The following is a 23,613-nucleotide window of genomic DNA, read 5'->3' as shown; positions in this document are numbered from 1 at the left end:
AAAACGGCTGTCTCATTGCAGTTTGCGCAATGGAACAGCCGTTTTGTTCACGATATGCGGGTTTTAGGCGTTAAAAGGGGATTGCTCATTGTATGATCTGCAATGGCGCGCTCCTGCTTCGGTGGGCTGTGCGATCCCATTGTACGTTTTACAATGGGAGCCTGTGCCTATTGCCGGGCCAGTACCCAAGCGGGTGCCCACCCGGCGCTCAAGCCGGTATCCGCCCCATTGCCGAACTGCACCCTAGCCGGCACTTGGTCCAGCACCACCCCGGTGCCCGAGCTGGTGCCGAACCGGCACTCTAGCGGGAGCTCAACCTTGCCCGGCGTCTGACCCTTGCCGTTACACACGCTCCCGCCGCTTCCGGCGGCGGATGCGCCACCAAGCGATGAGTGCGCCGATGGCGAAGAGTGCAGCAACCGCCGCAATCGCGATCACCTTCACATTTGGCACGCCGACCGTAACATCGAACTTGTCCGGTTCGGTTAGCGACAGATGCCAGACCAGCGTTTTGCCGCCATCCTCGACAGCGTCGGCGTTGTGGGCTTTCGCACGAATAGGCATCGTGAGCTTAAAATCGAATTGCAGCTGGCGCAGCACCAGCTTGCGGACTAGCGGGTTCAGATCGGCCAGGCGGTCCGTGACCTCGCCTTGCACTTTCTCTGGCATCAGTTTGCCCCAGTCTGCCTCAATCATGACGTGCTCGTCCGTTGTGAACCATCCGCCTTTGGATGTTTCCCGCGTAAAGGTGACACCGGGAACCTGCATGGGCGTTCCTTTTTTCAAATCAATCGTCTTGGAAGCATGCAGCTTTGCTTGTCCGCCATCGGCAGATAAGGGATCGACCGCGAAGCCGCTCTTGGCGAGCTTCTCGCCTATTTTCTCTAGCACGTCGCTTCCGCCAATGGCGGTTAGCGCCTTGCTATTGAGCGCTATCGTGAGGGCGAGGTCTCCCGTGCCATTTGCTTTTATGCGAAGATGCGCTTCACCTTGGGCACAACTGGCCGTAACTGCGAGCAAACCAAGGAGCATCAGAACGAGCAACAGGATACGCTGATAGGAATAATTCATCGGTACCTCCATTTAATTGGGTGGATAGAAATAACAATATCTAAGATACGCCTCGCATCTGACAATAGCAATAGCGCGGCAGTCCTGCTGGATGGATGTTTATGCGCTGCTTGGGGCCTGTGGGCGCATCGCTGAAATCGTGTGCTATAATAAGGGGATGATGACGGATAACCGGGAAAAGAGTGTGAATACGCGATGCATATCTTATCAGTCGAGAATTTGACCAAAACCTATGGTGAAAAAATACTGTTCGAGGATATCTCGTTCGGCGTCGCCGAAGGGGACAAAATCGGAATTATCGGCGTTAACGGAACGGGCAAATCGACACTGTTGAAAGTAATAGCAGACCTTGAACCACCCGATTCGGGCAAGGTCTCGATTTCGGGGAAGGCGACGATTCGGATGCTCGCGCAAAATCCGGCGTACGATCCAGAGGAAACGATTTTGGAGCATGCGCTCGGCGGCGCTTCGCCAGAGATGGCGGCTGTTCGCGCTTATCATGAGGCGCTGCTGGCGCTGGAGCTTAATCCGAGCGACGGGAAACTTCAACAGAAGCTCGTGGAAGTGAATGCCAAGATGGATGAGCTGAACGCTTGGCAGCTGGAAAATGACGCGAAAGCCGCGCTGTCCAAGCTCGGTTTGCATGATTTTGGCGTTCGGATGGGCGTACTCTCAGGCGGCCAGCGCAAACGCGCGGCAATGGCGGCGGCGCTCGTGCAGCCTTCAGATTTGCTCATTCTCGATGAGCCGACCAACCATATTGATAACGAGTCGGTCGCTTGGCTTGAAGCGATGCTGCAAAAGCGGCGCGGCGCGCTGCTCATGATTACGCATGATCGCTACTTCCTCGACCGTGTAGCCAATCGCGTGCTGGAGCTGGATCGCGGACGTGCTTACTTCTATGAAGCGAACTACAGCCGGTTTTTGGAGCTGAAGCTCGAACGTGAGGAGCGGGAGGCGGCATCGGAATCCAAGCGGCAAAACTTGCTGCGCAACGAGCTGGCTTGGATTCGCCGCGGTGCGAAAGCGCGCTCGACCAAGCAGAAAGCGCGGATTGAACGGTTCGAGAAGCTGAAGGCACAAGGGTCGGGACAAGCGGCTGGCAAAATGGACGTCTCCGTTGCATCGGCACGGCTGGGCCGTAAAATTGTCGAGCTGGAGGATGTAGGGCATTGCTTCGGTGAGCGGATGCTATTCCGCAACTTCAGCTACATGGCGGTGCCAGAGGATCGCGTCGGGATCGTCGGCCGTAACGGCAGCGGCAAATCGACCTTGCTCAAGATCATTGGGGACCGTCTGGAGCCGAGTGAAGGGAAAGCGGAAATCGGTCCAACGGTGCGCGTCGGCTGGTTCTCTCAGGAACATGAAGAGATGGATGAGTCGCTGCGCGTCATCGAGTACATTCGCGAAGGAGCGGAACAGGTCAAGACAGCCGACGGAAGCAGCGTCTCGGCTACGCAGATGCTGGAGCGATTCCTATTTCCGCCAACGATGCAATGGACGCTGATCGGTCGGCTGTCCGGCGGCGAGAAGCGCAGGCTGCAGCTGCTTCGCGTGCTGATGGAAGCGCCGAACGTTCTGCTGCTCGACGAGCCGACGAATGATCTGGACATCGCAACCTTGTCTGTATTAGAGGAGTACCTTGAAGACTTCCCAGGCGTCGTCTTCGTCGTCTCCCATGACCGTTATTTCCTCGACCGGACGGTTGATCGGCTGTTTACATTCGAAGGCACAGAAGAAGTCGCGATCCATGCGGGCAACTATTCGGAGTATGAAGAGCGGACGCGCGGACGCGGCGACGGCTCCTCAGAGGGCGGAGCTGCAGGCAGCGGTGCGGGCAAGAGCGGTGCAGCTGGGAAATCGCCTGGACCGGGAGCAAGTGCCGCGGCAGCAACAGCGCCGTCAACCTCTGCTGATGATACCGGACGCCAGAAGAGCTTGCGGATGTCGTATAACGAGCAGAAGGATTTTGAGTCGATCGACGAGCGGATCGCTGAGACGGAGGAGGCGCTGGCCAAGGTGGCCGAGCAGATGGATGCCTCAGGCAGCGATTCCATGCTGCTCCAGCAGTTGATCGCGGAGCAAGGGCAATTAGAGGCGAAGCTTGAAGAGCTGATGGAGCGCTGGACGTACTTGAATGAGCTAGCTGAGCAGATCGAGGCGCAGAAGAAGAAGTAAATATGTGATGGTTAAACCTCGTATTTCAGCAGGATTGGCTGAGATACGAGGTTTTTTTATATGTGCGTTTATATATTTATTTTCAAGATTGCGAGGGCACCACACATGCATGCAATTGCAGAGAAACATTTCAATGCCCCGTTCCGTCCAAATAGTCAGATAGGAGGGGCGAATATGAAAAAATGGAAGTCTTGGGCAGCCGTGATGCTGGCCGGAATATGGATGTTAAGCGGCTGTAGCCAGCCAACTGAGGATACTCACATCACTTCTTCGCCAGTAAAGCCACAGCTTATACAGCCGTCTGAGGGAACTGTTGTAACAACGGTTACTTCACCATTAGCAGCTAATGCTAATGGATCACCAGCCATTTCGCCATCAGGCGTACAATGGGTCTACATGTCTTGGCCGATCCCGTCCCAATATGTGAGCAGCCCTTTAATTGGTGGCCGGGACGATACACGCATCAGCCAGCTTTTGCAATGGGTGGAGCAAGCGAAGCGGGTGGACGGTAAAGGCTTAAGCGCTCCCCTGCATGGCCGAAGCATGGCGGTGAACATCGAGTTTAGCCCAGAACGCAAGATCGTAATTCGTCCGGCTTGGACATGCGACAGCAGCAAGGACGCGAAAGGCAACACGAGGACGTCGTGCAAGCCAGTCGACAGTCGTGTCTGGATCGAGGGAACCGAAGGCGAGCCGTATTTTGCACAATCGGATACGCTCTATGCTTTCGTTAATAAGGGTTACTTGGATTGGATGCCGAACGTAAACCCATACGAAGCGCCTTCACAGCTGCCAATTGGCGGGCCATTCACGATACGTGGACACGGGGCTCGTACAGGTCAAGTAACAGTTGCGCTGATGAAAGGCAATTCAACCCTTTGGGTGCAGCCCGTTTCGGTGAAAGAGGGAGAGTGGCTGCTTGAGGGACAAGTCTCGGATCAGCTCTCGGCTGGAGATTACGAGTGGAAGATCAACACGGGAATTACGACATTCTTGCAGCCTATACATTGCGAACGTACAAATCTCAATCGTTGACCACGGGCTGTTAGAATAACATTTTGGAACAAAACGCAACGGCGTAACGTCTCACGCAGCATGGGATTCTACGCTTTCTTGTGCTTACGGAAGAAACCTAAAGTTATGTTAAAAAATGAATACTTTCGACATATTTCGACACGATTCGCCTAAGCGCTGTAGTATTCTGTGAACATTAATGCAATGCAGGTTGAGGTGTGAATATGACAAAGAGAGGTTTTTTAATTTATCTGTTGAGTGTCACTTCGGGAATTTCTTTGTTCTATTTATACCGTATAATGAGTTTTGGCAGACATGGAAGAGTAGCGGCCGAGGGTACATTTGCTAGCAGTATTGCCGCGGTGATGATTATTGTCGTTTATATTTATGTGGTTGCCATATCGAGGAAAAGCCATGCCGTTGACGCTTGGAGCAGCATATTTATGTGCTTGATCTCGTTAGTTGCAACGCCTGTCATTTTAGGTTCAATTTAGAACAACAGCAGTGTGCAAAAACAAACCCGCCGTTTTGGTTATCCATCAACCGAGCGGCGGGTTTGTTGTGTTCCTTATCGTTTGCGAAGCTCGAAAAACTCGCATTCCGAACGTGTATAGTAGGCGAGATCGCTGACGCTCGATTGAATGACGACAGTGTTGTCATCGAATCGTACGAGCGTGCCGCCATTCTCAATCATATGATCGTCGCGGAATACGCGCAGTTTGATCTGGCGATCCAGCGCTTCTTGAAAATCGGGATCGGTATAGAGCCGGCGATTAATAGACAAGGCGGAATGCTCCTCTGCATAAAGGTTAATATTTGGCGTGATAGTCAACGAGATTTTTGCTCGGGCGGCCATCCTTAAGATACGCGGCCAAGTTGTGAATGAAAAGCTCTGTTACCCGCTCGCTGTAACGGTCGGTCTGGCCGGCCGTATGCGGAGTGAGAATGACATTGTCCAGCGCCCATAACGGGTGGTCCTCGGGAAGCGGTTCAGGCTCGGTTACATCGAGCCCTGCGCCAGCGATGATGCCGTTCTGGAGCGCTTGCACGAGATCGCCGGTGACGACGGATGGGCCGCGCCCAATGTTGACGAAGAACGCGGAAGGCTTCATTTGGGCGAATGCAGCAGCATTAAACAACCCGAACGTCTCTTCCGTCAGCGGCAAAATGTTCACGACGAAGTCGCTGGCCGCCAGCACATCGTTTAAGCCCGACATATCATGCATCTCGTCGAAGCCGTCAGCAGGACGGCCTGAGCGCCGGACACCGAGCGTTTTCATGCCGAAAGCACGCGCTAGCCGCGCCAGCTCAGAGCCGATTTCGCCTGCGCCGATAATGCCGATCGTTTTATGATGGATTTCGCCAAAATGGCCTTTTGGGTTCCACAGGCGTTGCCCTTGATTACGGACAGCAGTATGGATCTGGCGCGTAAATCCGAGCATCATAGCCAGTGCGGTTTCGGATACCTGAGGCGGGTGAACGCCGCTAGCGTCCGTCAGCATAATGCCTCTGGCTTCGAGCTTGGCAAGCGGAAGCTTGTCCACCCCAGCGGACCAAGACTGCACCCAACGCAGCTTGGATTCTGGCAGCAGCCCGTCGGTCACAATTGCGGGGCTCCAGCCGACGACGACTTCCGCTTCGCGGAATAGCTGGCTGTCCAGCTCCTTTACTTTGCCGAAGCGTACATCCCAGCCCGCGGCCGCTTCCCGAACACGGGATTGCTCGTCTGGCGATAGGCCGCCCATGACAATCATTAATTTTTGGCTCATTGTGAAACCCTCCCGATGATTAGATCGTCTCTTCAGTATACCAGATGTTGCTGGCGAACTTGTTGGCGCAGCTGCAAAAATGATAGTATGGGGAAAATCATTACAATTGGAGCGTGGCATAAGCATGGCCGTAACAGCTGAACAGGTGGCACAGTGGATGCTGGATGAAGTGAAGAACAAGGGCATTTTGCGCCAAGAGGAAGCAACGAATTATATAGCAAGCCAGTTCGGCGAGTCGTTTCTGTACGTGAACGATAACGGCAACCTGTCGATTGGCAAGGATGTGAAGAAAGCGTTCCGCAAGCTGCACAAAGGCAGGGCGGCATGGGAGCGCGACGGTTTTTTCTGGGGCTGGAGCTAACGCCATTTTACAGGCAGAGGAGTTGTTTCCCGCTTGGATAAGAGAAAATGGATTATGGTTACTGGCTTGTGCATCATTCTGTTATGCGGCATAGCAGTAGGAATCTATACGTTCCCGCGATCGATTGATGTGACGCTGCACGGCGTAAAGTATCAGCTTGGCACGGATGGCGCTAAGGCGGGAACGGAATCGGCGACAGTTGTCATTCACGGCGTATCGCGCATGAGCATTTGGGGCGACCGCACGTTCAAAGGGCGGGTTACTGTCGTAGGCGAGAATATTCCGGTGCCGGAGGACCAACGGGAGTTGGAAATCCGTTTTATGCGAGACGGCTACGGACCGATGACTTATGTTTACTGGGAGCGTGTGAATGGCCACACAGTGGGCAAGATTTATGGCTATCATACGATCTTCGCGAATAAGGATTTTTCAGAAGTAACGCTGCTCGTGCTGTCGCCAGTTAAGTTGGCTAATGGAGAAGAGGGCAAGAGCTGGAACGGCGACAATGGGTTTATGATTACTGCGCCCACAAGCAATCGCGAGGATGCGGTTGCGCTGTCCAATAAGCTGATGCATGGCTATTTGGACCATCCAGGCATGAAGCAGCTGCAGTAACGGAGGGAACCGCATATAAAAAGGGGCTGATGCCCTCGGTAGATCGAATCTACGCGAGGGCCAGCCCCTTTTTGCATGCCATGCTTATTGTCATTCGTCCGGTGGTCCGGCTGGAATCGGTTAGGCAGCCAGGCTGTTAGACCGAAACTTTGCTGTGCAGCTCTTCGAGGTAACGCTCTGCTTCCAGAGCCGCCATGCAGCCGCTGCCAGCAGCCGTAATCGCTTGGCGGTATTTCGTATCCTGTACGTCGCCGCAAGCGAAGACGCCTGGAATGTTCGTCTCGGTCGTGCCTGGCTTCACGTTAATGTAGCCATGCTCATCCGTATCGATTTGGCCGCCGAGGAAGCCGGTGTTCGGCGTATGGCCGATTGCCACGAACACGCCGTCCGTCTCGATGACTTCTTCTTGGCCCGTTTCGTTGTTGCGCACTTTCAGGCCCGTTACGCCCAAGACGCCAGCCTCGACTTCAACTGGCGTGTTGTTAAGCGCCCATGCGATTTTCTCGTTGGAGCGAGCGCGATCCTGCATGATTTTGGAGGCGCGAAGCTCGCTGCGGCGGTTAACAAGCGTAACTTGCGATGCGAAGCGAGTTAAGAAATGCGCTTCTTCCATTGCGGAGTCGCCGCCGCCGATGACGACGATTTTTTTGCCGCGGAAGAAAAATCCGTCGCAAGTTGCGCAAGTGCTGACGCCGCGTCCAATGTTCGTCTGCTCGCCTGGGATGCCGAGGTATTTTGCCGATGCGCCTGTCGAGATGATGATCGATTCCGCTTGCAGCTGTTTGCCGCCCTCGACGTTGACCGTGAATGGGCGTTGGCTGAAGTCTACGTTGTTTACCCAGCCTGTGATGAACTCAGCGCCGAAGCGCTGCGCTTGTTTGCGCATGTTGGACATGAGCTCGGAGCCGAGGATTCCTTCTGGGAAGCCTGGGAAGTTCTCCACCTCAGTCGTCGTTGTGAGCTGTCCGCCTGGTTGTGGCCCTTCAATAACGAGCGGTGCCATGTTGGCGCGTGCCAAGTAAATTGCTGCGGTTAGGCCTGCAGGGCCGGTGCCGATAATAATCGTTTTGTACATATAGTTGTCCTCCCCGATGTGTGCTATTTATATTGTGTGCAATTGAAATTGATTCGTAGTTTAAAATTATTATAAATAAGCGCGTTTGTCAATATGTTCAAAGCAGCTTTACATGGTAATTGCGGCGCCTAGGCCCATCGAATTCGCAGAAGTAAATGCCCTGCCATGTGCCCAGCACAAGGCGTCCATCCTCGATCAGCACCGTTTGGCTAGTGCCAACTGTCATGGCCTTCAAATGGGCGGCTGTATTGCCTTCGGCATGGCGATAGCGGGGATGCTCCCACGGGTATACCTCGTCCAGCCGCATGAGTACGTCATGCTTGACGTCTGGGTCAGCGTTTTCCTGAATGGTGATGCCTGCCGTTGTGTGGGGGCAATAGATAACGGCGATGCCGCTGCGCCTGCCGTCCTTGGATACGATAGCTGCGACTTGGCGAGTAATATCGATCATTTCATCGCGACGTGCCGTGGACAGCGTCTCGGTCGTTAGCATGGGATGGTCACTCCTTGCGGTTGCTGCTCATTTTTGAGCATGAATGGTAATGATTCCTACACAGTGTGGCATGTGAGGAATGCGGCTGTCAACGCCAGTTAGGGGCTAGGCTGCATGACGCGGCGGCCATGAATTTTAAGCATACGCTAAGGAAGCGGCAGGAAGGGCTATGCTATGATGGGCTTAGTGTGCGGGTTTGTCCGCCTAGGGGAACGGAATAGGGAGTTGATGGGTGCGAATGGCCAAAATATTAGTGGTAGACGACGATCCGAACATTCGGGAGCTATCGAGCGTGTTCCTAAAGCGCGCTGGCTACGAGGTGCTGCTGGCGACAGACGGCGTAGATGCACTGCACCAATTGGAGTCTGTACGGCCGGATATGGCGATTATGGACATTATGATGCCGCGGATGGATGGTTGGGCGTTATGCGAAACGCTGCGTGACAGCTATGGGCAGGACATGCCGCTGCTGATGCTAACGGCAAAAGGGGAAACCTCGCATAAGGTGCGTGCGTTCGAGCTGGGGGCAGACGACTATTTGGTGAAGCCTTTCGATCCGCTCGAGCTCGTCGTACGGGTGAAGGCGCTGTTGAAGCGATATAAAATTGTAGCATCACACACAGTAGAGGTGGGCTGCATCTCTTTGAGCAAGGCGGAGTACGACGTGATAGCGCCAGAGGGCAGAGTGAAGCTGCCGCCGAAGGAGTTTGAGCTGCTGTTCAAAATGGCGAGCTACCCGAACAAAACGTTCGCGCGCGAGCAATTAATCGAGCAGCTATGGGGCGTCGATTACGAAGGGGATGAGCGGACGGTCGATGTTCATGTGAAGCGCCTTCGCGAACGGTTTCCTGAGCAAACCTATGGCTTCTGCATCGTTACGATTCGCGGCCTCGGCTATCGGCTGGAGGTGGCTTCTGGTTGAGATTACGAACTTTACGAAGCTTATATGTTCGCTTGGTCGGCATGTTTCTTGTGGTCGTTCTAATTAGTATTGTTGTGGCATTCTTATTTACGAACCATTATTTCAGGAAAGATTTTCGGGCCGAGCAGTCCATTCAGCTGTCGAATACAATCTCAGACATTGAGCGGTTATATATGGTGTCGGAACCGCGTGGGCTGATGCCATTCCTGTCGGAGACTGCCAGGCTGCAAGAGGTAACGATGGTTGGCGTCAGCATGGATGGCCGCTGGTTCGGCTTCGGCGAGCGATTCCGTTCGGTCGCGGGCCAACTGAAGCCGGAGCAGGTGGAAGCGGTGTTCCAAGGGAGAACGGTTGCCGTGCAACTGCCCGAAGATGAACAGACGGGCCGTCTGCAAGGGCGCGTCGTCGGGAAATTAGCAAAGTTTGGCCCATTTGAGGTGGCATTATTCCTCAGCCCGGAGAGAATGCCGCTTGAACGCAGCTTCATGCGGACGTCGAACATGCTGTTGATTACATTGTTAATGATCGGAAGCCTGTTATTCCTTGTAGCTGCACGTTACCTCGTCCAGCCGCTTAAGCAACTGACAAGTGCAACGGGACGGCTCGCCAAAGGCGACTTTACCGTCCGTGTGCCAATGAATCGCAAGGATGAGCTGGGCGAGCTAGCTGAGAGTTTCAATAAAATGGCGGACAGCCTCAGCCGGCTGGAATCGATGCGGTCCGACTTTGTATCCAGCGTGTCCCATGAGCTGCAGTCGCCGCTTACCTCGATCAATGGCTTCGCCGAAGCATTGCGGAGCATGGAGGTTACAGAGGAAGAACGAAGCCACTACGTGGACATCATCAAACAAGAGAGCGGCCGCTTATCGCGCCTCAGCGATAATATGCTGCGGTTAGCGTCACTGGATTCACAGCATCATCCCTTTCACCCGCAGCCGTTTCGCTTGGATCGCCAGCTAAGGGATGTCGTGTTGTCTTGTGAGCCGCAATGGGCGGACAAGGGGATCGAGATGGAGCTGCATTTAATCGAAACAACCATTCAAGCCGATGCCGACAGCTTGAATCAGGTGTGGGTAAATGTGCTGCATAATGCGATCAAATTTACGCCGCAGGGCGGGCGGATCGGGGTAGTGATGGAGCAGCCAGCGGGCGAAGAGGCGGTTATTGTCCGGCTGTCGGATACAGGTCCGGGCATCCCGGAGGAGTCGCGAGAGCGTATATTTGAACGATTCTATAAAGCCGATCCTTCGCGCGACCGAAGCAGCGGCGGCAGCGGTCTAGGATTGTCAATCGTGAAACGGATTGTCAGCTTGCATGGCGGGAGTGTAGAGGCGGAATCGCTAGTTGGGCCCGGCCGCTTGGAAAGCGGGACGGTGATTGCAGTGAAGCTGCCGCTTAAGCCGCCGGCAGAAGTGGGCGAGCTGCGCTGACATTTGCCTTCTGGGCAGCCATGCTCGGTTCTCGGCTCGCAGACGGCTGTGGGTGATGCGCCTTCCAACTTGCCGGGCGCCTGCGCCTTGCCGGAGCGGTTGTCTCCAACACATGCGTATGGAAGAAGCAACAGCGTATCATCTGCCCACTGTGGTTTTTCCTTATAGCATGTGCCTAAGGAGGGCTGTTATTGCAGTTTGTACAATGAAAAGATAAGCTGGTCCCCAAAATTGATGCTTCATTGCAAAACGTGCAGTGGCAAAAGCTCATCATCCATCGTTTTACGCATAAAAGCAACTTAGGCACTGGCTGTCATTGCACAGAGTGCAATGGGACACTCCATCTTGGGCGTAATAAGCCGATGTGATTGTATGAAATGCAATGAGAGTGTGTGCTCCGGCCTAGTATCACTCGCCCTGCCGGCTCCCCCCGCCAGTGTGTTCCCCCGCCTGCGTATAACCTTAAGGTTTTACCCTTCCCAGCCAATGGGCATACAAGTACTATAGGCGCAATTGGCGAGAAGGAGCGAAAGAACAGAATGAACAACGGTTTTAAGGTTAGCGCTTTGATTCGTATAGGGCTGATAGCTGCAAGTGTAACGGCGATAGGTGTCATTACTAGCGGCTGCGACGGTCCACAGGAGGACCAGGCGGTAAATCTGCAGCAGGTTGAGCAAAGCGAAGATCACCACATGCACGAGGCAGGCAAAGGCATGGGCACGGATATGGGCATGAGCGAAGAGATGGACCATGCCTCGATGGGACAGGGGCATTCGATGGAGCATGGCGGCACTTCGAAAGCAAGCAACGGGATACAAGCCGTTATGGCAGAAGCATCTGATCAATTGGCGGCAGGCCGGATGGAGACACTCACGCTTCGTATTGAAGGGGCGGGCCATTCGCCGGTTACCAAATTCGCAATCAGCCACGAGAAGCTGCTGCATCTTATTATCGTGAGCGAAGATTTAAGCGATTTTCGCCATGTTCACCCTGAGTATGGCGGTAACGGCGTATTCACGGTGCGTACTCAATTCGACAATGGCGGCAGGTACAGATGGTATGCGGATTTCGTGCCCGCTGGGGGCGAAGCTATAACTCGAAGTGGATGGCTGACCGTCGATGGCAAGCCAGTCTATGATGCGCCTCCGTTGAAAGCAGATGCGAAGCTGGAGCAGGAAGCTGCTGGCATGCGCATTACGCTTTCCTTAAGCGGGACAACGCATGGCAAGGCGACGGCGCTGGCGTTCCGCTTCTATGATGCGAAGACAAACGAGCCAATTGACGGCCTTCAGCCGTATTTGGGCGCAGTCGGGCATGTGGTCGCCATTTCGGCAGATACGGAGCAGTATCTCCACATGCATCCCGCAGATGGGAAAGCGAGCGCACATGAAGCGATGTTCCATACCGAATTTCCAAGTGCAGGGATTTATAAAGTGTGGGGGCAGTTTAAGCGAGCTGATCATATTGTTGCCGTTCCGTTCGTTATTGCGATTGGATGAAGGCATGAAGCGGGATAGCCGATGCGTATAGTGATAGAAAGCGATCACGAGGAGGAAAGCCAATGTCCGTGAAGCAAACGAAGCTATCCGTATCCGGCATGTCATGCGATAACTGTGTGAAGGCGGTCGAGGATGCACTGCGTCCGCTCGGCGCGCGGGGCGAGGTAAGCCTGGCCAGAGGAAGCGTTGACGTGACTTATGACGATAGCCGGTTAACCTTATCGCGCATACGTGAAGCGATCGAGGAGCAGGGATTTGATGTCACGAACGATTCAGCAACTGTATCGTGATCGAATAATCGTGAAGCGGCCTGTCTCCAAGCAGTATTGGCAGGACGGTAAGCGTAAACCTTGCAGCAACGCTGATTGCACAATGGATGAAAGAAGCATGGCCTTGGCGCCATGCTTCTTTTTTTTTTGCCTAGCCTTTGACGAAACTTAGGTTGGATATGGCCGCGAATTCATATAAAATGTAGGTTGGTAGTTTAATAGAGTCCGTTTATTTGGGAGTGGAGTTTCGTGTACTGTTCGTATTGCGGCAAACACAATCCTCAACAGGATGGACGCTACTGCAGCTATTGCGGGAAACCGTTGGCTGAAGCGTCGATGGATGAGAGCTATATAGATGAAGCGTTACAAGAGATCGCTGCAACCCAGAGCGCAGAAGCGTGGGATGAATACGGGGAAGCTGAGGGCAATTCGCAGGAGCAAGGGGGGCAGCGCCAGAGATCGCGCCAGCAGCGAAAGCTAAAGGTGTATGCGTGGCTCATCCCGCTGTTGCTTGCGCTTCTCGCGGGCGGCGGCCTATACGGATATTCCAGTTATGAGAAGTTGCAAAATGACAGGGTAACCGGCTGGCATCAGGAAGCGAAGCGGCAAGCGTTGCTTGGCAGCTATGACAAAGCAGCGGGTCTGCTCGATCAGGCGATTGCTGTTCGTCCGCGTTACACTGCGTTGGCGGCAGATCGGGCGATTGTGCAAAATGCGGCGAAGCTGCAACGCCAATTATCCGAAACGAGTGCGCAGCTTGGCAAGCGCCACATCGAGGATGCTGCCCAAGGGTTGGATGCGTTGCTCACGGAGCTGGATAAGCATGAGGAGCCGCTTTTTGAACCGCTGCATGCCAGTTATAAAGAGCAACGCATTAGGTTGACGGTGCTGACGATTAAGGCGGAGCTGGATGGGCTGGATACTGTAGCTGCATTGGCAGATAAGCTGCGTGTTGCAGATGGGCTCGACAGTGACGAGGCGAAGGCAGTCCGCGACCAGATCATCGGGAAGATCGCAGGGCTGGCATTGAAAGACGCGGAGCGTTTGCTGCAGAAGAAGAGCTTCACGGATGCCCTTGCCGCGGCGGATGAAGGGCTGGAATATGCGTCCGGCAATGAGAAGCTTGAAGGGATTAAAGTGCAAATCGGCAAGGAGAAGAAAGCTTACGAGGATGCCGAGGCAAGCCGGATGGAACAGGCCATGCAGAAGGCCGCGGAAGAGGATCTCAAAAACCGGACAGCGGCTATTAACGTAGATCAATTGGATGTGAAGCTGGATGAATACGGCGATTTGCATATTCATGCCGAGCTGACCAATGTGGCTACGAAGCCGGTTTATTCGGTATATGTTGAATATACGCTCAAGGATAGTTATGGCAATGTGTTAGATACAGGCACAGCCTATGCGACACCAGATTATGTTGAGCCTGGCGAGAAAGCAACGGTTGATGATATTTATTATGGCGCATACCAGAATGCAACAGTGCGTATCGACAGGGCTGGATGGTATTTGGATTAAGAGAGGGAATTAAGATGAAGAGAGATGGATGGATATGCCTCATCGCCAGCCTTGTTGTGCTCTGTGCCGGAGCGGTTGGGGTGTTGCAAATTAATAAAAAAGTGCCGAATCAGCTTACAGGCAATGCACTTCTTGCTCTGCCTGCCAAAGCAGCTGGCCAAGATGCGCCGCTCGCGAAGCGGCCGCTCAAGGACGTTATTTTTACGACGCAGAAGCTGGTTGTCACGATTGAGACGGAAGGCGGCTCGTTAGGCTCAGGATTTCTATATAATGATCAAGGCGACATCATTACGAACGGCCATGTCGTAGTTGGAGCCAACAAGGTGAAAGTGAAAACGGCTGATGCGCGTGTACTTGATGGAACTGTTATTGGCATTGGCACTGACATTGACGTCGCGGTCGTTCGCGTACCGGCCTTGGCAGGCACGAATCCGCTTGCGCTTGACCGTGGCCGCGTAGGCGAAATCGGGGATGAGGTGCTCGCGATCGGCAGCCCGCTGGGCTACCAGAATACCGTAACGACTGGCATTATTAGCGGCGTAGGGCGAGATCTCGACATTGAACCGTATTCTTACAAGGACATGTACCAAATATCTGCGCCGATTGCTCCGGGCAACAGCGGCGGGCCATTAGTTGATCGCGATACAGGAGCCGTGCTTGGCATTAACTCCGCTGGCGCGGAGCAAGGAGCCATTGGATTTAGCATTCCAATCAGCCAAGTTCTTCCGCTTACTGAGCAATGGTCGGATTCACCGATGAAGCAGCTGCCAGAGTCGATTGCGATGGATTCGGACACATTCGAGGGCGGCGAAGTGGGTGATGTGTCGTTCGAGGATATGGCATCGTATCTCGTGACGCATTTTTACGACAGCCTCAATAGCGGTGATTACGTATATGCCTATTCATTGATTGGCAGCACGTGGCTCGCAGGCACGCCTTATGAGAATTTCCGAGAAGGATACTTGTCTACCAAAAATGTGACGTTGGACGATATTCAAGTGACATTGGCAGAAGAAGAACAGGCCGTCGTGACGGCGATCGTCTCGGCGCAGGAGCGGGTTGATGGTGAACCGCGATTAAGCAAATACAAAGTGACGTATACCGTTGGTTACGAGAACGACCAATTAAAGCTGCTTAGCGGCAAGGGTGACAAAATCGAACCATAAGCCTGCAGGCATGCGGGCTTGTGGATAAAACAAAACCGGGACAGAGCAGCCGTTGGCTTGCTCGTCCCGGTTTTGTTGTTTTTCATTAAAGATTCGTCGCTGCTTGAGCAGGCGCTGCTGCGCGAAGTTTTAGCTCGGTGAATAGCTCTTGAATCGCATTGTCGAGGCGTTCCGCCAACTCATCGTTCAAGCTGAACGAGAGTTCGTCACCTTGTCCAGAACGCGTCACTTGGCTGTCCGTAGCATAGATTGCGCTAACGAAGAGGCGTGCGCCTAGTGACGACAATACCGGCTTAAGCGAGTAGTCGATTGATAATAAATGGGCAATCGTGCCACCGATGAACACGGGCGCGACGATTTTGTTCACCAGCCCTTTTTGAGGGAGAAGATCCAGATAAGTTTTCAGAATGCCGCTGAAGGAAGCTTTGTATACCGGGCTTGCAATAACGACGGCATCGGCAGCTTCGACGAGTGCGTTGGCCGCAACGATCGCAGGGCTATCGAAACGGGTGCCAATCAGGTCATCTGCCGGGAGCGATGCTACGTTGATTGTTGTAAGGGTGATGCCTTGCGCTTGCAGCTGTTTCTCGATGTATTGCGTTACGCCGATCAGGCGCGAAGATTGATTAGGGGTAGCTATAATAAAGACAACATTGGACATGGGCTTCATCTCCTTAAATGTTAACTTGTTAAATATAGTATACCAGTAAATTGTTCGGCTGTATTTTCCTGATGCAGTAGGAAGGATAAGAAAATGATTTTCTTTGTTTTCCGATTTAATTACTATGAATTAAATAGAATATAGCATGGGCACCGACGAAGGTCAATACATCTTTATCCAAAAAAAACAAGAGGCTCCGCCCACCGGATAACACGGCAGTTGGAGCCTCTTGTTATTCGCAACGCAGATTAGCTGTAATCTTCTTGATCCTCGTTGATATAGTTGCGTTCTTCTACGTACTGAAGCTCCTCGTCACTTCCGGTGTCGCCCTGGCTGCGCCCTCCTGGACGGAAGAAAAGCTCCAATGCGACCGTATCGCCACGCTGTAAAGGCGCGTTCAGCAGTGTCGATGGAATTTGGCGGCCATTCAGCAGAAGGTTGTAATGCACGCCATCTACAATCGGAATGCCGCTTACCGATGTGATTTGGCCATTGAAGCTAATCGTCACAACGCCCGTGCTTCGCAAGGCATTCGCTATTGTGATGCCCGGATAGAAGCGAATGGAGTAAGCTTGCGTAATGTTAGGGAACGCGCGCCCGCCATTAATGACGACAGTGACGACATTCGGTCCCGGTCCTGGAGGAATCGGAATCGGGATCGGAATTGGGATTGGGAACGGCGGTCTAGGTGGCGGGAATGGTGGCGGGAATGGTGGCGGGAATGGTGGCGGGAATGGTGGCGGGAACGGTGGCGGGAACGGTGGCGGGAATGGTGGTGGGAACGGTGGTGGGAACGGTGGCGGGAATGGTGGTGGGAACGGCGGTCTAGGCGGCGGGAACGGTCCCGGTCCAGGTCCCGGAGGGAAAGGTCCAGGAGGGAACGGCCCTGGTCCAGGCCCCGGAGGGAATGGTCCAGGAGGGAACGGCCCTGGTCCAGGTCCCGGAGGGAAAGGTCCAGGAGGGAACGGCCCTGGTCCAGGTCCCGGAGGGAAAGGTCCAGGCGGGAATGGCCCTGGTCCAGGCCCCGGAGGGAAAGGTCCAGGCGGGAAAGGTCCCGGTCCAGGCCCCGGGAACGGCGGCCTAGGCGGCGGGAATTGTCCCTGCCCCGGTCCCATCGGGAACGGCATGATTCCCCTAGGGTCGTAATAGCCGTACTCGCCTTCCGGTTGCGTCCCAGCATCTGCTTGCTGTGCATTTGGATCGTATCCGTAACCATAGCCTTGGTCGTAACCACCGTAGTCGTAAGGATAGCCATACGGGTATCCATAACCGTAGTAGTTCGGGTACATCGGTATGTTCAACCTCCTTCTGCTGACAGCGTATGTTCAGGTTAATTCTATGCGGGGAGGGCATGTTCACTTGCCTAAACAAAAAAACGCCGCTCCATGAAGGGACGGCAGCTTTGTAAGCTTGCCTCACAGCAATGCTGCTTCAAGGAAGCCTCTTTTTAACGGACACCAGAGCCGCTATTCCTCTCAAAAAGTGCTCGTTACAAATGTAACGGACACTACAGCCGTTATTTAGGCATTTTGCTGCCTCCTGAGGGCAAAAGTGGGCAAATAACGGCTCCTCGGTCCGTTAGCGCATAAATGTTTCCGATTGTGCTCAAATAAGGGCTTCTCGGTCCGTTAGAGTTCCCATCAAACGGTTTCTTTACGAGGTTGACTGCCGACGTGCGGCGACCGAGCACCGCACGCGGTGCGAAAAGAAAGAAGGGTGCCCTCAAGCTTACGCTTGGGGACACCCTCCATTGATTATGCTAATTATTTTGCTGCTGCTTCGTAACGTTGGCCAACAGCTTCCCAGTTTACTACATTCCAGAATGCTGCAATGTAGTCAGGGCGTTTGTTTTGGAATTTGAGGTAGTAAGCATGCTCCCAAACATCCAGGCCGAGGAGTGGCGTGTCGCCTTCCATGATCGGGCTGTCTTGGTTCGGGAGGCTGTATACTTTCAGTTTGCCGTCTTGTCCAAGCGCGAGCCATGCCCAGCCGGAACCGAAGCGCGTAGCGCCTGCTTTAGCGAAATCTTCTTTGAATTTATCGAAGCCGCCAAGCTCGCTTGCGATTGCGTCAGCAAGCTTGCCAGTAGGAGCGCCGCCGCCGTTAGGGCCAATCGTTTCCCAGAAGAGGGAGTGGTTAGCGTGGCCGCCGCCGTTGTTGCGAACAGCAGTGCGGATCGCTTCTGGAACGCTGTTCAGGTCAGCGATCAGGTCTTCGATCGATTTGCTTTGCAGCTCTGGAGCGGACTCGAGAGCAGCGTTCAGGTTCGTTACATAAGCGTTGTGGTGACGGTCGTGGTGGATCTCCATCGTTGTTTCGTCAAAATGCGGTTCGAGCGCATTGTTAGCATAAGGCAAAGCAGGCAGTTGATGAGCCATTAGTGAATTACCTCCCGTTAATATGTGTTGATTCAGGATCATTATCCCTTATTCAAAGGAATAAATCAACATTGATGTTGCAAAAGTCGAATCGCGCATAACGGCCATAGGATGGCACGAGAACGAAAGAATTATGTCGGAATTTCGAGAAAAGCTGAGAAAACTTGTCGCAAATTAATGAAAGCGCTTAAATTTAAGCGCTTTCAGCAGAAAATCGGCGAAATCTTAAACAATTTAAAGTTTTTTTAAAGAATTCAGAAGGATTTGACTCTTTTTTGTCGTATTTTAATACGATAAGCTTGTACTATGACATCGATCGAGGAGTTGTAACACATGTACGTTCGTTCCTTCCAATTATCTGACTATGGTCCAGTGACGGCGTTGCTGGAGGATGTGTTGTCGGAAGATTGCTACGAACTGACAATGGGCGCATTTGCGCGGCAATTGTCATGGGATAGCGATTTGGTGCTCGTTGCAGTCGAACAAAGCGAAATCGTAGGCATGATTATCGGCACGATTGACAACAATAAAGGATACTACTACCGAGTAGCCGTAATGCCAGAGTATCAACGCCAAGGAATTGGCCAGACTCTGATTCAAGGGCTTAAGCAACGATTTGAACAACGTAATGTGACCAAAATCATGATCACAGCAGATGAGTTTAACGAGAAGGTTTTGCCTCTATATGAGAAGCTAGGCTATGCAACAGGGGACTTCTTCCGTTCGTTCCAGAAACTTAGCATCGTCGCAGGCTAAATGAACCTATACAGACGATTATCCGAGACGTATGGTCCCGGTTATTGAAAGCATATCCGACATGCCATTGCATTTGGCGGGCGGATATGCTTTTCTTATATAATTAGGGAAAGAACGCACGTAGTCAGGAGAACGCATGAACAATTATCGGCCCTGCATGATTAAGAGCTTTAAGCACAATGGCCGCTTGCACCGGTACTGGCATCGCAATTGGTTGATTCCAGAAGATCGCCTTGCGCCAGAACACGCGGCACAATCGATGAATGTATTGATTAACCGCCAAACGCCGATCCAAGAAGCGGATGGAAAACTATGGACAAGCCGCGTGCCGGCAGTTTCATTTTTCATGCCCGGCGAGTGGTTTAATGTGGTTGCCCTTCTTGAGGATTCGGGCATTCGATATTATTGCAATGTAGCTTCCCCAATCACGCTAAACGAGAACGTCTTCACTTATATTGATTATGATCTTGATGTGATTCGAACGATTGATGGCGGCATTCATGTCGTTGATCGGGACGAATTTGAACGGCATAAAGTGATTTACCATTATTCAGACATTGTCATCGATAAGGCAGAGACAGGCCTGAAGGCGCTGCTTCGCCGGGTAAGAGCTTCAGAAGAACCGTTTAATGATGAAATCGTGTACGGCTATTATGAGGATTGGGCGCGTGAGGTGTCCAAAGGGAACTTAAGTTAGGAGCTGATTCGTGTGTCTGATTTGGAGCCAGATGTACGTACAGAGGCAACCAAACCACAGCCTTCCTTTGAATGGATTGGCTGGATCAAGACAGTATCGATCGCCCTTACGGTTGTGCTGCTGCTTCATGCGTTTGTTTTTCATCTATCAAAGGTCGAGGGGCATTCGATGGAGCCGACTCTGCATGATCGAAATTGGCTATTCGTGAACAAGCTAGTTTATCTGCTCCGTGAACCTAAGCTGGATGAAGTTGTCATATTGCGGGATCCGACAGATGATCCTGACAAGAGGCTGCTCGTCAAAAGAATCGTAGGCGTTCCAGGCGACCGGATTGAAATCCGCCAACAGGTGCTCTACCGCAATGGCGTTCAAGTGGAGGAGCCGTATATCGATACTGCGATTGAGGATTTTGATTATGGCCCTTACACGGTCCCAGAAGGATTTTACTTTGTAATGGGCGACAATCGACATTCAAGGGCAAGTCGGGACAGCCGGTCATTCGGGCCTGTCGAACGGCAGCGAATTAACGGCCGTGCGGATTGGATCGTATGGCCGATGCGTGAGATGAATGGATTGTAGGAGCCTATCTAATGAAGGAAGTAACAATATACGCGGACGGCGCATGCCCCGGCAACCCAGGGTCCGGCGGATGGGGCGCCGTTCTTTTTTTGCTGTGATGAGCTGGCGCGTGAGGCTGTTAGAAGCCTGTAGCCCTTAAGCTGTATTCAGCGAGGAGGAACGACAACGATGGGAACAATGGAGCAGGGCGATTGTTTGCCGGAACTGGACTGGCATGTCCTGAAGGCGGATTTGAAGCTTGCAGCGGCGTCGCTCGGGATTGATGATATTGGCATTGCCGCAGCTGATCCCTTCATTGAACTGAAGGATCGGCTTATTCAGCATCGCGAGATGGGGAGGGAGTCTGGCTTTGAAGAGCCGGATCTCGACAAACGAACGGATCCTTCTTTATTGTTCGACCGGCCGAAGTCGATCATTGCAATTGCGGTGGCCTATCCATCCAAGCTGCCTGATCCGCCGAAGTCAGAGCCAGGCGCAAGGAGAGGCATATTCGCACGGGCTTCGTGGGGAATTGACTACCATACGGCGCTGCGCGGACGGTTGGCTAAGCTTGAAGAATGGCTTTATGCACGGGTGCCAGGGGTACGGTTGGAGAGTATGGTCGATACGGGAGCACTGTCCGACCGCGCAGTTGCGGAGCGGGCGGGCATTGGCTGGAGCGGACACAACTGCTCTATCATTTCGCCTAAGCTTGGCTCGTGGATATACTTAGGGGAAATGATTACGAATTTGCCGCTGCCGCCGGACACTCCTGTGACGGAAAGCTGCGGAGAATGCACCAAATGCATTGACGCTTGCCCGACAGGCGCGTTGGTGGGGCCAGGCCAATTGGATTCGGGGAAATGCATTTCGTTTCTAACGCAAACGAAGGGAATGCTGTCGGATGAATATATGCGCAAAATCGGCAATCGCCTATACGGCTGCGATACGTGCCAAATCGTTTGCCCTGAGAACCGAGGGAAGAATTGGACCCATCACCCCGAATTGCAGCCGGAGCCAGAGCAGGCGAAGCCTTTGCTGCTGCCTTTATTGAAGATAGGAAACCGGGAGTTTAAGGAGCAGTTCGGTACAATATCGGGCGCATGGCGAGGCAAAAAACCGATTCAGCGTAACGCGATCATCGGGTTGGGCAATTTTCGCGAACAATCTGCTGTGCCAGCTTTAATAGGTGTACTGCACAGTGATCCAAGGCCCGTCATGCGAGGAACGGCGGCGTGGGCGCTTGGTCGAATCGGGGGAGATGCTGCTGAGGAAGCGCTTCGACAGGCGCAAGCCGTCGAAACAGATGCGGAAGCGACAGCGGAAATTGCCCGGGCAATGACTGCGCTTACATTGCAGGCGGAGCATGATGTCGAAGCCTAGCTGAGCGTTGAAAAACCTAGGAAATTCCGACAGGTTCGGCTCGACGGTTTTAGCCATTCGAGGGCGATTGTGCGATATTGCGCGAACGATCGCCCTAAGATCTCAATGTAATGTGCAAGACTAGCCACGATTGGAAAAATCGCCGTTTGCGCACGAAAAGTTAACATGCTATCATTAATTGCATTATTCTTAATGATGTTTAGCATTATCAAATAGGACAAGGATAGGTGACCCTACGAGATGTGGATTACAATTACAGCCATTGTGGCTTTAATCGTCGGTGCGGCCGGCGGATTTTTTGCAGGCGTGTTCTACTTGCGCAAACAGTTGGAGCGGATGCAAAGCGACCCAGAAATGCTGCAAAAGATGGCGAAGCAAATGGGCTATAACATGAATAAACAGCAGATGCAAAAAGCGCAACATATGATGAAAAACCAGAAGTTCAAGCGTTAGGAAACGGGGAGTTTCTACGCATCCGGAAGGAGGAGATCGGATGGCGGGCATGAAGGATTATGTCAATGCTGCAGTCGGCAGCAACCGCGAAAAAATCGAGTTCCATGTGAAAGAAATTTTGAAGCTCATCGGTGAGGATGTCGAGCGGGAAGGGCTGCTTGAGACGCCTGCGCGAGTCACGCGCATGTATGAGGAAATATTCGCAGGTTACGAGGTAGATCCACGTGATGTGCTGGGCGTGACGTTCGATGAACAGCACGAGGAACTCGTTATTGTGAAGGACATCGTTTTCTATAGCCAATGTGAACACCATATGGCGCCGTTTTTCGGCAAAGTGCATATAGGATACATTCCTAGCGGCAAAATCGCAGGCTTAAGCAAGCTTGCAAGGCTTGTTGAGGCGGTAACGCGCAAGCTGCAGGTGCAGGAACGCATCACGTCGCAGATCGCGGATATTCTAGCTGAGACGCTTTCGCCTCATGGCGTAATGGTCGTAGTGGAAGGCGAGCATCTGTGCATGTGCGCACGGGGCGTCAAGAAGCCGGGCAGCAAGACGATTACGTCAGCTGTTCGCGGCCAGTTCCATCGCAACGCCGCAGCGCGTGCAGAGTTTATGGCATTAATTAGAGATTAGTACATTTGCAAATTAATTAAGAAGAAGAGCATGTTCCAACCCCACTCGGGTTAGATGCATGCTCTTTTTTTGTACTTTTGGATGCGATTGTCACAAAACTGTCATCGAAAAATATTTTTAAATAAATATTGACAGATATAATGATAATCATTATCATAGTAATCGAGCAAGTGAATGATAATCATTATCAATGCAAACAGCTTGGGAGGTTAACATGACAAGGTTATTCAAGGCAAGTGCGGTTGCGCTTGCAGTCGCCCTACTGCTGAACGGATGCGGTTCGTCCGGCGGCGGAAGTGAAACGGCATCCATCGCGGGACAGGCGAAGAAGGAAGGAACGGAAGCTTCGACGATTGCCCCGGCCAAAGTTGAAGTAGCAGACTATCCGACTGGCGTGTCTGAGCTCCGTGATTTGACCAAGCAATTCAAGCAAGCGGTCGAATCTGGCAACGATGAGGAGCCTAAGCGAATCGCAGCAGAAATCGCAGGCGTCTGGGAAGCCGTCAAGCAGGAGGCACAGTCGAAGAACGCGGAGCTTTATCCGCAGCTGGAGCAGGATTTAGCAAGTTTCCTAGGCCTGTTCAGCAGCGAGAAGCTCGATAATGAGACTGCCATCCAGCAAGCCTACCAGCTCTATCAGCGGTTCCGGGATTTGTCCAAGGCTTTGGAAGGGAACTAACGTTAGGCTGCATCATGTGATATGTCGCCACGTC

At 52.9% G+C, this 23,613-nt stretch carries 25 protein-coding genes and 1 pseudogene; 18 read left to right on the top strand and 8 right to left on the bottom strand.

The genetic code is table 11. From position 1 onward, the window contains the following. Positions 1-342 precede the first annotated feature (342 nt). Positions 343-1,071, bottom strand: a complete 729-nt coding sequence (locus GON22_RS17930; RefSeq protein WP_160397479.1) for a hypothetical protein — start codon at positions 1,069-1,071, stop codon at positions 343-345. A 195-nt stretch (positions 1,072-1,266) separates the two neighbouring features. Here GON22_RS17930 and GON22_RS17925 point away from each other — a divergent pair, with 195 nt between their 5' ends. Continuing rightward, positions 1,267-3,249 carry an ABC-F family ATP-binding cassette domain-containing protein gene (locus GON22_RS17925; RefSeq protein ID WP_160397478.1) on the top strand — a complete coding sequence of 661 codons (1,983 nt, stop codon included), beginning with the start codon at positions 1,267-1,269 and terminating at the stop codon, positions 3,247-3,249. Between the two features lie 174 nt (positions 3,250-3,423). Beyond that, positions 3,424-4,284 (top strand): hypothetical protein, encoded by an 861-nt coding sequence (locus GON22_RS17920; RefSeq protein ID WP_160397477.1) that lies wholly within the window; start codon positions 3,424-3,426, stop codon positions 4,282-4,284. A gap of 547 nt (positions 4,285-4,831) precedes the next feature. Here the strand turns inward: GON22_RS17920 and GON22_RS17915 are convergent. Beyond that, positions 4,832-5,047: a hypothetical protein gene (locus GON22_RS17915; protein ID WP_160397476.1), complete on the bottom strand. Its 216-nt coding sequence runs from the start codon at positions 5,045-5,047 to the stop codon at positions 4,832-4,834. A gap of 25 nt (positions 5,048-5,072) precedes the next feature. After that, positions 5,073-6,032: a D-2-hydroxyacid dehydrogenase gene (locus tag GON22_RS17910; RefSeq protein WP_160397475.1), complete on the bottom strand. Its 960-nt coding sequence runs from the start codon at positions 6,030-6,032 to the stop codon at positions 5,073-5,075. Positions 6,033-6,156: 124 nt separating this feature from the next. On the opposite strand from GON22_RS17910, the gene GON22_RS17905 reads away from it, so the two are divergent. Together GON22_RS17905 and GON22_RS17900 are read left to right on the top strand one after the other, a co-directional pair. Next, on the top strand, positions 6,157-6,393 hold the full coding sequence (locus GON22_RS17905; RefSeq protein WP_202113299.1) for a DUF6953 family protein: 237 nt from the start codon (positions 6,157-6,159) through the stop codon (positions 6,391-6,393). A gap of 33 nt (positions 6,394-6,426) precedes the next feature. After that, the gene (locus GON22_RS17900) at positions 6,427-7,008 is read left to right on the top strand and encodes a hypothetical protein (protein ID WP_160397474.1); all 582 of its coding nucleotides are present in this window, start codon (positions 6,427-6,429) and stop codon (positions 7,006-7,008) included. A gap of 136 nt (positions 7,009-7,144) precedes the next feature. Here the strand turns inward: GON22_RS17900 and trxB are convergent, their stop codons facing one another. Beyond that, positions 7,145-8,083, bottom strand: a complete 939-nt coding sequence (gene trxB / locus GON22_RS17895; RefSeq protein WP_160397473.1) for a thioredoxin-disulfide reductase — start codon at positions 8,081-8,083, stop codon at positions 7,145-7,147. A 97-nt stretch (positions 8,084-8,180) separates the two neighbouring features. Next, positions 8,181-8,576: a secondary thiamine-phosphate synthase enzyme YjbQ gene (locus GON22_RS17890; RefSeq protein WP_160397472.1), complete on the bottom strand. Its 396-nt coding sequence runs from the start codon at positions 8,574-8,576 to the stop codon at positions 8,181-8,183. Between the two features lie 238 nt (positions 8,577-8,814). Between GON22_RS17890 and GON22_RS17885 the strand changes: the two genes are divergently transcribed. From GON22_RS17885 to GON22_RS17860, 6 genes are all read left to right on the top strand, one after another. Next, positions 8,815-9,498: a response regulator transcription factor gene (locus GON22_RS17885; RefSeq protein WP_160397471.1), complete on the top strand. Its 684-nt coding sequence runs from the start codon at positions 8,815-8,817 to the stop codon at positions 9,496-9,498. After that, positions 9,495-10,928, top strand: a complete 1,434-nt coding sequence (locus tag GON22_RS17880; RefSeq protein ID WP_237179228.1) for a sensor histidine kinase — start codon at positions 9,495-9,497, stop codon at positions 10,926-10,928. The genes GON22_RS17885 and GON22_RS17880 overlap by 4 nt, the downstream gene beginning before the upstream one ends. A gap of 539 nt (positions 10,929-11,467) precedes the next feature. Next, a complete protein-coding gene (locus tag GON22_RS17875; RefSeq protein WP_237179227.1) occupies positions 11,468-12,427 on the top strand; it encodes a hypothetical protein in 960 nt (319 codons plus the stop codon). Between the two features lie 62 nt (positions 12,428-12,489). Further along, positions 12,490-12,717 carry a cation transporter gene (locus GON22_RS17870; protein WP_202113298.1) on the top strand — a complete coding sequence of 76 codons (228 nt, stop codon included), beginning with the start codon at positions 12,490-12,492 and terminating at the stop codon, positions 12,715-12,717. A gap of 228 nt (positions 12,718-12,945) precedes the next feature. Continuing rightward, positions 12,946-14,214, top strand: coding sequence for an FxLYD domain-containing protein (locus GON22_RS26600; protein ID WP_160397470.1), 1,269 nt, complete (start codon positions 12,946-12,948; stop codon positions 14,212-14,214). Between the two features lie 14 nt (positions 14,215-14,228). After that, positions 14,229-15,380: a S1C family serine protease gene (locus GON22_RS17860; protein ID WP_160397469.1), complete on the top strand. Its 1,152-nt coding sequence runs from the start codon at positions 14,229-14,231 to the stop codon at positions 15,378-15,380. A gap of 85 nt (positions 15,381-15,465) precedes the next feature. Here GON22_RS17860 and ssuE read toward each other — a convergent pair whose 3' ends face one another. From ssuE to GON22_RS17845, 3 genes are all read right to left on the bottom strand, one after another. After that, positions 15,466-16,041 carry an NADPH-dependent FMN reductase gene (gene ssuE / locus GON22_RS17855; protein ID WP_160397468.1) on the bottom strand — a complete coding sequence of 192 codons (576 nt, stop codon included), beginning with the start codon at positions 16,039-16,041 and terminating at the stop codon, positions 15,466-15,468. A gap of 248 nt (positions 16,042-16,289) precedes the next feature. Then, positions 16,290-17,330, bottom strand: coding sequence for a hypothetical protein (locus tag GON22_RS25765; protein ID WP_202113297.1), 1,041 nt, complete (start codon positions 17,328-17,330; stop codon positions 16,290-16,292). Between the two features lie 474 nt (positions 17,331-17,804). Beyond that, complete coding sequence (locus tag GON22_RS17845) at positions 17,805-18,419, bottom strand: superoxide dismutase (protein ID WP_160397466.1); 615 nt, start codon at positions 18,417-18,419, stop codon at positions 17,805-17,807. 333 nt (positions 18,420-18,752) lie between these two features. Here GON22_RS17845 and GON22_RS17840 point away from each other — a divergent pair, with 333 nt between their 5' ends. The 8 genes and pseudogenes from GON22_RS17840 (at position 18,753) to GON22_RS17805 (ending at position 23,579) form a co-directional block, all read left to right on the top strand. Then, positions 18,753-19,175, top strand: a complete 423-nt coding sequence (locus GON22_RS17840; RefSeq protein ID WP_160397465.1) for a GNAT family N-acetyltransferase — start codon at positions 18,753-18,755, stop codon at positions 19,173-19,175. A gap of 136 nt (positions 19,176-19,311) precedes the next feature. Next, on the top strand, positions 19,312-19,872 hold the full coding sequence (locus tag GON22_RS17835; RefSeq protein WP_160397464.1) for a DUF402 domain-containing protein: 561 nt from the start codon (positions 19,312-19,314) through the stop codon (positions 19,870-19,872). 12 nt (positions 19,873-19,884) lie between these two features. Further along, positions 19,885-20,451, top strand: a complete 567-nt coding sequence (gene lepB / locus GON22_RS17830; protein WP_160397463.1) for a signal peptidase I — start codon at positions 19,885-19,887, stop codon at positions 20,449-20,451. Between the two features lie 11 nt (positions 20,452-20,462). Then, positions 20,463-20,540, top strand: a pseudogene (locus GON22_RS26160) (RNase H family protein); the annotation flags it as partial. Positions 20,541-20,619: 79 nt separating this feature from the next. Further along, positions 20,620-21,813, top strand: coding sequence for a tRNA epoxyqueuosine(34) reductase QueG (gene queG, locus GON22_RS17820; protein ID WP_160397462.1), 1,194 nt, complete (start codon positions 20,620-20,622; stop codon positions 21,811-21,813). Positions 21,814-22,053: 240 nt separating this feature from the next. Then, entirely contained in the window at positions 22,054-22,266 is a 213-nt protein-coding gene (locus GON22_RS17815; protein ID WP_160397461.1) for a YneF family protein, read from the top strand. A 40-nt stretch (positions 22,267-22,306) separates the two neighbouring features. Next, entirely contained in the window at positions 22,307-22,900 is a 594-nt protein-coding gene (gene folE, locus GON22_RS17810) for a GTP cyclohydrolase I FolE (protein WP_160397460.1), read from the top strand. A gap of 214 nt (positions 22,901-23,114) precedes the next feature. After that, positions 23,115-23,579 (top strand): hypothetical protein, encoded by a 465-nt coding sequence (locus GON22_RS17805; protein ID WP_160397459.1) that lies wholly within the window; start codon positions 23,115-23,117, stop codon positions 23,577-23,579. The last annotated feature ends 34 nt before the right edge of the window (positions 23,580-23,613 follow it).

The organism is Paenibacillus sp. MMS18-CY102 (genome assembly GCF_009789195.1).
GTDB lineage: Bacteria > Bacillota > Bacilli > Paenibacillales > Paenibacillaceae > Paenibacillus_T.
The sequence above is the reverse complement of the archived record's forward strand: the minus strand, read 5'-3'. Positions and strand labels throughout refer to the sequence as shown.